Origin of the sequence: Streptomyces sp. NPDC101227 (assembly GCF_044767545.1) — a bacterium.
Taxonomy (GTDB): Bacteria; Actinomycetota; Actinomycetes; order Streptomycetales; family Streptomycetaceae; genus Streptomyces.
Genome location: NZ_JBIWOD010000009.1, coordinates 186,833 through 198,870, shown reverse-complemented (window position 1 = coordinate 198,870; position 12,038 = coordinate 186,833). Strand labels below are relative to the sequence as shown.

The following is a 12,038-nucleotide window of genomic DNA, read 5'->3' as shown; positions in this document are numbered from 1 at the left end:
GCCGCCACCCGGCCGGCGGGCGCGGCGGCGGGCGTCAACCGGGCACGCGGGGAGCCACCGCCCCGGCGAAGCCGGCGGCGAGGCTGCACAGGTCCCCTGGCAGGCCTTCGCCCGACCGGGCGACGTGCACGATCGCCTTCCCGAACGACGTGGGCCATTGGACCGCACAGGCGGTGTCGTTCTCCGAGGCCGTCGCGGACGGTACGCCGGTGACCGCGATCGGCGTCGGGGACGGAGACATGGGCACGGGCCCCTTGGCGTAGATGAGGTGGAACACGGCCGTTGCGGAGGTGTTCGAGCCGTAATAGCCCCATTGACACGAGGTCAGCCCGGCATTGGGGTCGGTGGGGTTGTCGGGCCGGCCCGAGTCCAGCCCCCACTCCTTGGCCAGGGCGACGTCGACCGCCGCGCACGGGTCGGACGCGGCGCCGGTCCCGGACGAGCCGCCCGGGTAATGCGACGCGCCGTCGCCGTCGTCGCGCGCCAGTAACCAGATCCCGGTGCCGGCCGCACCGGCCAGCAGGGCCACGGCGAGCGCCACGATCAGCAGACGCCGGTGCCTGCTGCCCGGTGGCGGCCCGGCCGGACGCGGCGGCGATAACCACTCCTGTCTGTCCTCATCCCATTGGTCCACGACAACTACCCCTGCCTGCCCAAGAGTTGCGTGATCTGCTGTACGACGGACGCCGCCGAGGCGAGCCCGGCCGCGGCCGTCGCCCCGAAGTCGAGCCGCTCGCGCAGCCACTGGAGGCGGCCGCGCCGCACCCGTCCCGTGGCGCCGATCTCCTCCTCGGCCTCGGCGAGCCGGGCATCGACTTCGGAGATCTCCGCACCGGGGGTGAGCAGGCCCAGCTGCTCGCGGAGGGTGCGTACGGCCGCGAGGAGTTCCGGGGAGGCGTCGATCAGCTGCGTCGAGGCGTCGAGGGCCGTGGCGCGCGGGCCCGCCGCCACCGCGCCGCCGGTCATGACGCCGATGCCGATACCGCCGGGCGTGGCCGGGGGCGGCACGGACGGGCCCTCGCTCGCGGACGGGGGCGGCGCCACCGGGCCGACGCGCTGCGAGCGGTCCTCGGCGCCGGCCCCTTCCCCCGCCGCCACCGCGCCACCGGTCAGCACGCCGATGCTGATGCCGCCCGAACTTCCCTGTGCTGCCGGGCCGTTGGCGGATTCTTCGGCAGCGCCCTCGCCCTCCGCCGGATCCCGCCGCTCCGTCGTCACGACCGACCACCCCCCGCTTCCGCCGCCGCGTCCACCTGCTTCGCCGAGGCCCGCTCGCCCGACGCGACCGCGCCGCCGCTCATCTTCCCGATGAAGACCCCGCCGCCGTTCACATTGATGACGTACTGCTCGAACTCGCCCGTCTCGTAGCCCTTCGTACGCAGCGCCTCGCGCACCCCGCTCGCGATCCGGTCCTGCAGCGTCTTCACATACCGGCTGATGTCCATCTCCTGGAGCAGCGAGATCTCCGGCACGCTCCCCAGCTCCCGCACCGACGTGGCCGGCCCGTCCGGGATCGCGTACTGCGGGAGCGTCAGCCAGGTACGGAACACGGAGACGGCCGTGTGGATCAGGGAGATCCCGGCGGCACAACCGGCCGCGGGGCTGGTGATCAGGCCGCGTACGGCCTCGCGCAGCAGGCCGTCGTCCGTTGGCGCGGTGATCACATCCACCGACTTGAACTCTGGTCGCACCGGGGTGAGGACATGCGGCACGACCTCCAGGACGAGCATCCCGCCCTGGGTGTGGACGCGGACCAGGAGGGAGACCGCGACCTGTTCGTCCCATGCGCCGACCCGCACGCGCAGGAAGTGCCGGCGCGCCTCGCCGCCCTCGCCGACCGCGCCGTCGAGGTGCTGCCGGACGGCGTCGGGCTCGTACGTGACCTGGTCCCGCGCGGCGCCGACCGGCAGATAGACCATCTCGTCGATCTCGAGTCCGCGGAGGCGGTCACGGCTGCTGGCCGCGGCCGAGGTGCGCAGGGCCTCCAAGCGGGGCGTGATGAGATCGATGACCTCGCGGCCCGTGAGCGGCGCGGCCCCCGCACCGGCATCCGCCCCGGGACCCGGCCGCCGCGTCGGATCCAGCCGCTTGGGCTGCTCCTGCCCCGCCCGCCGCTTCAGCTCCATGACGAACGACCAGGGCTGGTACGGCTCGCCGGCCCCGACGAACGGCCTGAACGGGTCGTAGATCGCCAGGCTCGCATGCTGTTCGCGGTCGATGGCCGCGCCGATCCGCCGGTACTGCTCGCTGTCCGGCAGCTTCTCCCGGGGCGTCCTGGCGTATGCGCCCCGGCTCAGCTTGTGGCGCATCACGGAGACGACGTGTGCGCGGTACGCCCACAGCGGCGGCACCAGCAGGGCCGGGAACACCACGGCCGCCCAGGCGTCGGCGCCGCTGAACAGCGTGAAGAGCACGGCCGCCCAGTAAGCGAACGACACGGCGAACGGCAGGACCGGCAGCACCGCCTTCAGCCGGCCGCGCGTGGCCTCCTTGAGCACCGCGCGGCCGAGGGTGAAGACGGCACCCGGGCCCCCGCGCACGCTCCGGGACACCAGGCAGACCAGGCCGTACGCCAGGAACCAGGGGATGGGAACGGGTAACACCATCTGCGATCCGACCCCGGCCAGCCCCAGCCAGATGAACGCCGCCCAGACGGCCAGCAGCACCAGCCCGGTCTCCGCCTCCCGGCGGCGGGCGTACAGCGCATGCGCGAGGACCGGCAGGGCGTCGATGCCGAGCGAGGGGGCGATCGGGCGCTCCTCGTGCTCGACCAGCTGCTCGATGACGCGGCGGCGGAACTGGACGTCGAAGTAGACACCCGCGCACAGCAGCCGGGTGGCCTCGCTGCGGATGTGCTGCGGCGCGGCGCCCTGCTGCGGCGACGCCTCGGACTGACCAGGCACGATCACGCACCCCTCGATGGTCGAACTCCCTCTCCATTTACGCGTGTTGAGAGAGTTGCGTTAGGTGCAGTATGGCGCCGGGCCCCGGCGTCCGGAAGGGATTCCTGGACAGTCGTGCGCAGTTGTGCGCCGCGAGTGGCCGGATCCGTACACACCCCGCGTCACCAGGCCCGTCGCATTTCCGCGACCGCCGCCTCGCCGCGCCGCAGGGCCCGGACGGGGGCCCGGACGGGAGGCCCGACCGCGCGCAGATCACACAGTGCGCGACAAGTCCAGTGTCACACCGGGGGATCCATCGCGACATGTCCGGAGTGCGGGGGAGGCCTTCAAAGAATCTCCACCGAAGCGTCACAGCCCCCACGTTCTGCGGTGGGTGGGTGCCGTTAGCGTTACTGCCCGCTCGAAATCGCGTGCGACCTTGATCAGGTCGCCGCCGTCCCCCTCCGGCGGCGCAGTCAGCACAGAAAGATCCCAGATGGACTACTGCTCGTCGTGCCGCCGGAACCTCAATGGGGCCCTCGTCTGCCCCGGGTGTGGCGACTACGCCCCGGACATAGCACCGCCCGCCCACCGCCCGCACCGCGCGGCGGCCGCTCCCTCGGCATGGGAGGCCTGGCCCGGCGCGGACGTTCCCGCACCCGGACCGCAGCAGGGCGCCGCTCGCTCCGTTGCCGCGCCGATGGTCGGCGATGCCTCCGAGGACGTGGCGACGGAGGCATCGGAGGCCGGTTCGCCCGACGGCTCCGGCGCCACCGCCGCCACGGGTCAGGGCCGGGCGGCCCGGCGCCGGCAGCTGGCACGGTGGAAGAAGCACCGGCGGCGGGCCGTGGCCGCAACGGCCTTCGCCCTCGTCGGCGGCGGCCTGACCGTCAGCATGCTGCAGAACAAGCCCTCCCAGGCCCACGCGGCCTCGTCACCGGAGCCGGAGAGCGTGGGCACGCCCCGGACGGAGCCCGCCGCCTCCGCCTCGAAGGAGCCGGACTCCGGGGACTCCCGGCGCCTCGACTCCCGCCCCTCCAGAGGGGCCCACCGGCAGCAGGACGCCCACCGGCAGCAGAACACCGCCGCCGCTCCGCAGCACACCACCATGACGGTCCGGCAGCCGAAAACCGCCACCACGACCCACCCCCTCGCGGCCCCGAGCGCGACGCCGCACTCCACGCCCCCGCCGGCCCAGCAGGCCCCGGCCGGCCACCACGCCGTCACGGCACCGGCGACGTCCGCCCCCGCTCCGGCCGGTGACTCCGACGCAGCCCCCTCGGCGGAGGCTCCCGCGGCCACCGCCCCGAGCGCGCCGGCCGCCGACCAGACGCAGCCAACACACCTGTGCCTGCTGGGAGTTGTGTGCATCGGCTCGTGACGCCGCCGGCCTCGTAGCACGGGGCGGCGGCGGGGGAAGGCAGCCGCCGCCTCATACGCGAGGTGTGAGTCATGGGAACGGCACGGGGCAGACGCCCGGCGTCCTCATGATGCGCGCGGCCCCTCCCGGGCCCCGGTGACCGGATGCGCCCGTCCGGTGCCGGTGCCGGTCCGATGAGGATCTACCCGTCCGGGCCGGAATTGCCGGCCCGGACGCCCCGGCCACCGCGGCCCGCGCGACGCCAGGAGCGGCGCCCGGAGCCGGAGTAGGGTGAAAGTACCGGGAGCACTTCGGGCACCGGCTACGACGCGGTGCCGTTCTCGGCGAGCAGCAACACCGGGCCGCGGCGAACGCGGCCGGGGACGGGTCCGCACGATGACCGAGACCGGCCTGCTCCTCCGCGAGCTCTCCGCCCCGGTCGGCGTGCCGACCGCGCGAAGGACGTGAGGACGTGGAGACCGTTGTCACCGTGGCCGCCATCGTGGTCCTGATCGCCCTGGTCGCGTATCTGATCAGCCTGCGCAACACGCAGCACGACGCGCCCCCGCCGAGAGGCCCGCGATGACACTCCCGCCGCCACCGCCGCCCGCCGGGCGCGCCGTGGCGGCGGACCGCCGTACCGCAACGAGGAGCGAGCGGCAGTCATGACCACACTGCACGAGCGGAAGAACTACCGCGCAGCGATCATGCAGGCGCTGTACGACGCCGCCGAGGACAACCGTCCGGGCGCCACCGGCGCCGGCCTGCACGACGACCTCCACATGCCCGAGCAGGATCTGGCCGCCGCCTGTAGCTATCTGGTGGGCGAAGGGCTGGTCGAGGTCGACTGGACGACGCGGAACACGCCCGCGACGGTCGCGCTGACGCATGAGGGCATCCGGCGCATGGAGGCCGAAGAGGAGGAGAGCGCCTGACCCGTGCGGCCGGGCGCCGGTGTCGCGCGGCACCCCCTGCGGCCGGTCGCCGCAGGACGGATCAGATCCGGAATCCGGGCAATTCGTCGGAGTCCGGCGCGGTCGGTGCGGGGGCGGTGACGCAGGTGAAGCCCAGCCGGGTCAGCGCCCTGGTCACCTCGCCCGCCGTGAAGTCCCGGCGATCCTGCCTGGTGATCACCGCACCGACCTGCTTGACGGGGTACGTACGTCGGCCGATGACCACGCAGGGGCCGACGGCCGGCTCCGGCGTGATACCCGCCATCAGCTGCTCCACCTCGCTCTTGACGAAGTCGAAGGGAAAGTGAGCGATAACGCATCGCATGGTGCCTCAACAGGGTTGGAGGGAGGGACCGGTGCTTCCGGCCGAGTTCCGGATCGGTACGGCCGCGCGGGGCGCGGGCGGGCGCGGGCGGGGCGCCGAACGCGGGTTTTTTGCGCGGTTCGATGTCTTCGAACGGTTGCGACCATCCGTGCGGGCCGGGCAGTTCATGCCGAACCTTCCTCGAGAGCGACCTGTACGAGGAATCCCAGGCCCGACGGACCATCAGACCAGCGGACCGCACGAAGAAACGCAATAACGAATCGGATAAACCGTCAAACAAATCCGACCGCGACGATGATTTCCGGTGTGCGCACTTCGGAAATTCGCGATAGCCGGAGCGGCCGGACACGGCGCATGGTGAACTCGGAAAGGCGAGCGCAGGGACGGGGCGCGAACGGCGGGACCCGAAAGCCGCGGCGACGGCAATCCGACGGCCTCCGCACCGGCTGGGAATAGACAAGCGCTGGGGCCCGCATCCACGGCGCGGGCCCCAGCGTTGCATGTTTCAGCGTCAGGCGGGAACGATGTTCTCGGCCTGCGGGCCCTTCTGGCCCTGCGTCACGTCGAAGCTCACCTTCTGGCCCTCCTGCAGCTCACGGAAGCCCTGGGCGGCGATGTTCGAGTAGTGGGCGAACACATCGGCGCCGCCACCGTCCTGCTCGATGAAGCCGAAGCCCTTTTCCGAGTTGAACCACTTCACGGTGCCAGTAGCCATATCTGATTCTCCTTCGGGGAATTCTTTGGACCCGCACGGCGCGGGCCTCGCGTCGCCGCGATGATTGCCCCATCCGGAAAACTCCGGCTACACAAACCACTTCGGCCGGCGCGAAGACGGCCGAAGCACTTGAAAATTTTGGGAACCACAACTGCAACTGTTATCGACAGTAGCACGGCCCTTACAGCACCGCACGGAAATTTTCCCGGCCGACGGGCGCAGAGCGCCAAAACCGACGCCGGCGCAGCCGCAATTCCTTCGGCCGCGACATGAGATATTCATCGCCCCATTGATCATCATTCACCGTCATTCACCGTCGTCGACGCCGAATCCGCATGCCACTTGGGCGCGCGCCACTCCGGTGCGGGCGAAATCTACAGCGGCCGCAATAGACATTCTCCGGCGCCAGCGGATAGGCTCCGCCGCACAGCACAAAGCCGTCCGGCCGGACGGACACAGGACTGCCGACAGAGCAATGCCTGGCAGCAGGGCCGCGGAGTGCGCCCAGAGACGAAGGGTGCGCATGGCTCCGGATCCCCGACCGAACGCCACCGACCATCTCGACGACGACGACTACCCCGCCTACACCATGGGCCGCGCGGCGGAGATCATCGGCACCACGCCCGCCTTCCTGCGGGCCCTCGGCGAGGCCCGGCTCATCACCCCGCTGCGGTCCGGCGGCGGCCACCGCCGCTACTCGCGCTACCAGTTGCGTATCGCCGCCCGCGCGCGCGAACTCGTCGACCAGGGCACCCCGATCGAGGCCGCCTGCCGCATCATCATCCTCGAGGACCAGCTCGAGGATGCCCTGCGGCTCAACGAAGAGCTGCGCCGGCGCGAGGGCGGACCGGACGGGCCCGCTCGCGGCTGATCCGGCTGCGCGTGGCAGCAGCGGCTGACAAGCTGATCCCGTAAGTCCGTTCGACAGAAAGGACGTTGCGGCATGGCCGTCATTCATCACATCACCTTGAAGCCCGGCAAGCTCGAGCTGCTGACGTCGTGGCTTCCCGGGCAGCCCTGGTACGCGGGCACGGGGCAGCGTCAGCCGGAACTGGCCAAGGCCGGCGGCTTCCGGCTCGATGACCCGGACGGGGAGGTCGGGATCGAGTTCATGGCGGTCTGTGACGGCTCCGGCGACCGGCCGGTCGTCTATCACGTACCGCTCACCTACCGGGGAGCGCCGCTCGACGGAGCCGACCATGCGCTCGTCGGCACCCTCGAACACGAGGTGCTCGGCCCGCGGTGGGTCTACGACGCCACCCATGACCCGGTTTTCGTCGCGCAGCTGTTCGCCCTCCTCAACGGCACGGCCGAGCCGCAGGCCCAGAGCCTCACCGACACCCCGGACCCGTCCGTCACCAGCGACTTCGCGGCGTCCGCCGAGGCGGCGCCCGGGTCCGCGCTCGTGGGCAGCACGGTCGTGGACAACGGCCCGCACGGCACGGACATCGCGCTGGAGACCGCCACCGCCGCGTCCGGCCCGGTGCGGGTACGGGTGCGCCGGGTCCTCCACCCCGCCCAGGACGCTTCCGCCCCGGACCCGGCACAGCTACGGGGACATGTCACCGCCGACTGGCTGCTGCCGGACGGCACCAAGGGGCGCGGCCCCTACGCCGTCGTACCCGGCGACGCGGCCGGGGCCGCCGAGTAGGAGGAGGCCCCCGGGGAGTGCGGGGCGGCCTTCTCTCCCGCCCGGGTGCGCGGTGCCCGCCTACGGCGTCGCGACGGTGAGGACGAGCTTGCCGGTGGTCCGGCCGGATTCGATGCGGCGGTGTGCCTCGGTGGCGTGGTCCAGGGGCAGGGTCTCGGTCTGCACCCGCAGGGTGCCCTGGGCTGCGGCATGCACCGCGCGGCGCAGGGCCTGCCCGGCGTCCTGGGGGAAGGCCGCGGAGAAGGCGGCGAGGTTGAACCCGGAGACGGTCTTGTTGGTGAACCACAGGTGGTTGGCGGAGAGGCCGATGTCTTCGGCGCCCGAGGCGTTGCCCATCACCACCAGGCGTCCCATGGGGGCCAGGCGGTCCAGGCTCGCGGTGCGGGAGGGGCCGCCGACCATGTCGACGACGATGTCGAACTCGCCCGCCTCGGCGGTCCGGTCGCGCAGGATGACCTCGTCGTAGCCGAAGGCCCTGGCGGCCTCGATCTTCGCTTCGCTGCCGACCGTGCCGACCACACGGCCGGCGCCCAGCAGCCGGGCCGCCTGGCCGAGCTGGCTTCCCACGCCGCCCGCCGCGGCATGGACCAGGACCCGGTCCCCGGGCTCGATGCGCGCCACGCGGTCCAGGACGAGGAAGGCGGTGGTGCTGTTGGAGGGGAGCGCCGCGGCCACGCCGAGGTCGATGTCGAGACCGTCCAGCGGGGCGACCAGGTCCGCGGAGGTGACCGCCACCTCGGCGTAGCCGCCGCCGTCGACGATCGTCAGTGCGGCCACCGGCTGGCCGACCCGTAGGTCCGTGACGCCTTCGCCGAGGGCGCGGATGTGGCCGGAGACCTCGATGCCGGGCACGAAGGGCAGCGGGACGTCCACCACGCCGCGCCGGTAGAGGACCTCGGCGAAGTTGGCGCCCGCATGGGCCACGTCGATGGCCACCTGGCCGGGTCCGGGCTCGGGGACCGGCATCTGCGCGACGCGGAGCACGTCGGCCTCGCCGAACTCGGGGATGGTCACGGCCTTCATCTGCGTGCCGGTGCGGTCGCTGTTGCTGTTGCTGTCGCTGTTCATGACAGTGATCCTGCCGGGGTGTCACGGCGCCCGGCAGTGTCGGCTCATCCTGGGTGTGACACCACCACGCTGCGCGCGCCCATGAGCCGCTCCAGCCGTTCCTGGGTGTCGGTGTCCGGACGGGGGTTGTGCAGGATCAGGTGGTGGCCGGGCAGCTCGGGCAGCGGCAGCAGGGTGGCGTCGAAGACCAGCGTCCCGGCGTCGGGGTGGTCGACCGCCTTGACCGCTGAGGTGTGCTCGGCCACGTCGTGACGGCTCCACAGCTCGGCGAACTCCGCGCTGTGGCGGGCCAGTTCCTCGGCGATGCGGTCGAACTCCGGGTCCTCGGGGTAGCGCGCGGCATCGGCACGGAAACCGGCGACCACGTACGGGGCGGTCTCGGCCCAGTGCCGGTGCAGCACCCGGTAGCGGACGTTGCTGAAGTACGACACCAGACAGTTGTGGTCGCTCTCGCCGTAGCCGAACACGATGCGGGCGGCGTCGTTGATGTCGGTGAAGTTCCAGTGGCGGTCGCGGATGTACCCGGGCCGCGGCGACCAGGCGTCCAGCAGCCGCCGCACCTGCGGCGGGGCGGGCACGGACGGCTCCGAGGCGGCCTGCGGCGGGTTGAGGCCGGCCAGCCGGTACAGATGCGCGTGCTCGGCGTCGTCCAGCCGCAGCACCCGCGCGATGGCATCGAGGACCTCCTCCGAGACCTTGATGTCGCGCCCCTGCTCCAACCACGTGTACCAGGACACCCCGACGCCGGCGAGCACCGCAACCTCCTCGCGCCGCAGCCCCGGCGTACGCCGCCGCCCGCCCTCCGGCATACCGACGTCCGCGGGCGATAGCCGGGCCCGGCGACTGCGCAGAAACTCACGGAGCTCGACGCGACGACGGTCACGGGACTCCGCGGAACGGTCAGTGGTCATGACAGCCACCCTAAACAGCGCCCGCGCGTCCGCGCCGGTCGCGTGGCGTCCCCGCGGGCGGCCCGGCCCGGATTCACCGAGGACCGAGCAGCCCCGCCTCGTGCGCGAGCAGGGCGGCCTGGACGCGGTTGTCCAGCCCGAGGCGGGTGAGGATGCGGTTGACCCGGCTCTTCACGTTGGCTTCGGTCAGGGCGAGGTCGTCGGCGATCTGGGCGTTGGACCGGCCCCGGGCGACGAGGACGAGGACCTGGAGTTCGCGTTCGGTGAGCGTGCGGAGGGCGTCCGGAAGCGGATCGCGGCCGGCCGGCGGGCCGCGGGTGCCGCGTACGAGCCCGGCGGGCAGCGCGGTGAAGGCGGCGATGAGCCGGTTCGTGACGCTGGGGGCGAGCATGGCCTCCCCGTCGGCGACGACCCGGATGGCGTGGGCGAGTTGGCCGGGCGGGCTGTTCTTCAGCAGGAATCCGCAGGCGCCCGCGCGCAGCGCCGAGTGCACATACTCGTCCAGGTCGAAGGTGGTCAGGACGAGGACGCGGGGCGGCGGTTCGGGATGCGGCCAGTCGGCGAGGATGCGCCGGGTGGCCTCGACGCCGGTCATGCCGGGCATCCGGACGTCCATGACCACGACGTCCGGCCGGAGTTCGGGGGCCAGCGCGACCGCCTGGGCGCCGTCGGCGGCGGTCCCGACGACATGGAAGTCGTCCCGGCGGTCGATGACGGCGCGCAGCGCGTCCCGGACCATCTCCTGGTCGTCGACGATGAGCACGCGCGTGGTCGCCCGGCCGCTCAGGCTCATGAGGGCACCCTTCGGGGAACGGCCCGGGGGTCCGCGGCGAGCGGGAGGGTGGCCAGGACCCGCCACCCGCCGCCCGGGAGCGGGCCGGTGTGCAGGGTGCCGTCGAAGGCCGCGACGCGTTCGCGGACGCCGATCAGGCCGCGGCCCGAGCCGGGTACGGGCCGGTGGCCGGGGGCGGGCGGCCCGTTCTCGACCTCGATGGTCAGCTCCGTCCGGCCGTGCCGCACGGAGATCAGCACCTCGGTGGGGCCCGCGTGTTTCCGCACGTTGGTCAGGGCCTCCTGCGCGATGCGGTAGCCCGATATCCGCAGCGCGAGCGGAAGTGCGCCGAGCGAATCGTCCAGCGTCGCGGTCACTTGGCAGCCGGCCGCCTCGGCCGCGTCGATGAGCCGGCCGAGGTGCTGGAGGGACGGCTCCGGTGTGAGGTCCTCCTCCGGGGCGGTGAGCAGGCCGAGGATGCGGCGCATCTCGATGAGCGCCGTGTCGGCGGTTTCCGCGATGCGCGCCACCCCCTTCGCGCCGCCGTCCGTGACCACGCCGCCTTCCAGGACCACGCCGCCGCCCCGGACCGCACCGTCCCGGACCGCCTCGTCCTGGAGCGCCTCCTCCGTGGCGCGCGCCTGGAGGGCGATGGCGCTGACGTGGTGGGCGACCACGTCATGCAGATCGCGGGCGATACGGGCCCGTTCGGCGACGACCGCCTGCCGCGCGTTGGTCTCCTGCTCGGCGCGCAGCCGGTCGTTGAGCTCGCGCAGCCGGCCGGCCTGAATGCCGATCCGCCGCCGCCCGTACCCCAGGAGCCAGGCGACGCCGTAGAAGGAGACGAACGTCGTCGCGGTGATCGGCTCCAGCGAGCCGGGCTGGGGCGGCCCGGACCGCCCGGTGACGAGGTCCGTCGCCACCGCCGCGATCAGCGACAGCGCCGTCGCCGCCAGGCTCACCGGCACGGAGCGGTAGCGGGCGACCGCGTACACGGCGAAGATCAGCAGATAGGGCCCCGGCGTCTTGCCCGCGACCGGATCGAGCGTCTCGAAGACGACGAAGACGGCGGTCATCGCGGCCAGGACCGCGCGGGGGCAACGGCGGCGCCAGAAGAGCGGAACGGTCCCCAGCCCCCAGAGCAGCACGCCGACCGCGCTCGGTGCCGGCTCCCTGGCCGCCAACGTCGCCACGTCGAATGCGGTGAGCCCGCCGCCGAGCGCCAGGTCCGTCAGCCAGGGCCGGCCGGCGAACCGGCGGTACGCGCCGCGCAGGACTGCCGTCGTGTGTGTGTTCATCTCCGGCCGAAGGCTAGCCACCCGCGGGCCCGGGGGGATCCTCCGCGAGGACGCATCGATAGTTGCGCGGGCCCGCGGAGGATCGGCCGTCAGGACGACGGTT

General features: G+C 72.7%; 13 protein-coding genes. 4 read left to right on the top strand and 9 right to left on the bottom strand.

Annotation, left to right across the window (positions count from 1 at the left end):
- Nucleotides 1-34: 34 nt before the first annotated feature.
- The 3 genes from ACIRPT_RS22660 to ACIRPT_RS22650 all read right to left on the bottom strand — a co-directional run bounded on the left by ACIRPT_RS22660 (nucleotide 35) and on the right by ACIRPT_RS22650 (nucleotide 2,903).
- Nucleotides 35-541, bottom strand: coding sequence for a DUF3558 domain-containing protein (locus ACIRPT_RS22660; RefSeq protein ID WP_403829777.1), 507 nt, complete (start codon nucleotides 539-541; stop codon nucleotides 35-37).
- Between the two features lie 98 nt (nucleotides 542-639).
- Nucleotides 640-1,218, bottom strand: a complete 579-nt coding sequence (locus tag ACIRPT_RS22655) for a hypothetical protein (protein WP_403829774.1) — start codon at nucleotides 1,216-1,218, stop codon at nucleotides 640-642.
- Entirely contained in the window at nucleotides 1,215-2,903 is a 1,689-nt protein-coding gene (locus ACIRPT_RS22650; RefSeq protein WP_403829771.1) for a hypothetical protein, read from the bottom strand. The genes ACIRPT_RS22655 and ACIRPT_RS22650 overlap by 4 nt, the downstream gene beginning before the upstream one ends.
- 475 nt (nucleotides 2,904-3,378) lie before the next feature.
- On the opposite strand from ACIRPT_RS22650, the gene ACIRPT_RS22645 reads away from it, so the two are divergent.
- On the top strand, nucleotides 3,379-4,263 hold the full coding sequence (locus ACIRPT_RS22645; protein WP_403829768.1) for a hypothetical protein: 885 nt from the start codon (nucleotides 3,379-3,381) through the stop codon (nucleotides 4,261-4,263).
- Between the two features lie 644 nt (nucleotides 4,264-4,907).
- Nucleotides 4,908-5,177: a hypothetical protein gene (locus ACIRPT_RS22640; protein ID WP_403829765.1), complete on the top strand. Its 270-nt coding sequence runs from the start codon at nucleotides 4,908-4,910 to the stop codon at nucleotides 5,175-5,177.
- Between the two features lie 61 nt (nucleotides 5,178-5,238).
- On the opposite strand, the gene ACIRPT_RS22635 is transcribed toward ACIRPT_RS22640, so the two are convergent.
- Entirely contained in the window at nucleotides 5,239-5,520 is a 282-nt protein-coding gene (locus ACIRPT_RS22635) for an SCO5918 family protein (protein ID WP_403500227.1), read from the bottom strand.
- Nucleotides 5,521-6,031: 511 nt separating this feature from the next.
- Nucleotides 6,032-6,235, bottom strand: a complete 204-nt coding sequence (locus ACIRPT_RS22630) for a cold-shock protein (protein WP_006604579.1) — start codon at nucleotides 6,233-6,235, stop codon at nucleotides 6,032-6,034.
- 523 nt (nucleotides 6,236-6,758) lie between these two features.
- Between ACIRPT_RS22630 and ACIRPT_RS22625 the strand changes: the two genes are divergently transcribed.
- Both ACIRPT_RS22625 and ACIRPT_RS22620 read left to right on the top strand, forming a co-directional pair.
- Nucleotides 6,759-7,106: a MerR family transcriptional regulator gene (locus ACIRPT_RS22625; RefSeq protein WP_403829760.1), complete on the top strand. Its 348-nt coding sequence runs from the start codon at nucleotides 6,759-6,761 to the stop codon at nucleotides 7,104-7,106.
- Between the two features lie 72 nt (nucleotides 7,107-7,178).
- Nucleotides 7,179-7,886 carry a 1,4-alpha-glucan branching protein gene (locus ACIRPT_RS22620; RefSeq protein WP_403829757.1) on the top strand — a complete coding sequence of 236 codons (708 nt, stop codon included), beginning with the start codon at nucleotides 7,179-7,181 and terminating at the stop codon, nucleotides 7,884-7,886.
- 60 nt (nucleotides 7,887-7,946) lie between these two features.
- On the opposite strand, the gene ACIRPT_RS22615 is transcribed toward ACIRPT_RS22620, so the two are convergent.
- The 4 genes from ACIRPT_RS22615 to ACIRPT_RS22600 form a co-directional block, all read right to left on the bottom strand.
- Nucleotides 7,947-8,954, bottom strand: coding sequence for a zinc-binding alcohol dehydrogenase family protein (locus ACIRPT_RS22615; RefSeq protein WP_403829754.1), 1,008 nt, complete (start codon nucleotides 8,952-8,954; stop codon nucleotides 7,947-7,949).
- Nucleotides 8,955-8,998: 44 nt separating this feature from the next.
- Complete coding sequence (locus ACIRPT_RS22610; RefSeq protein WP_403829751.1) at nucleotides 8,999-9,865, bottom strand: helix-turn-helix transcriptional regulator; 867 nt, start codon at nucleotides 9,863-9,865, stop codon at nucleotides 8,999-9,001.
- Nucleotides 9,866-9,938: 73 nt separating this feature from the next.
- Nucleotides 9,939-10,658, bottom strand: a complete 720-nt coding sequence (locus tag ACIRPT_RS22605; RefSeq protein ID WP_403829748.1) for a response regulator — start codon at nucleotides 10,656-10,658, stop codon at nucleotides 9,939-9,941.
- A complete protein-coding gene (locus ACIRPT_RS22600; protein WP_403829746.1) occupies nucleotides 10,655-11,935 on the bottom strand; it encodes a sensor histidine kinase in 1,281 nt (426 codons plus the stop codon). The genes ACIRPT_RS22605 and ACIRPT_RS22600 overlap by 4 nt, the downstream gene beginning before the upstream one ends.
- Nucleotides 11,936-12,038: the final 103 nt, after the last annotated feature.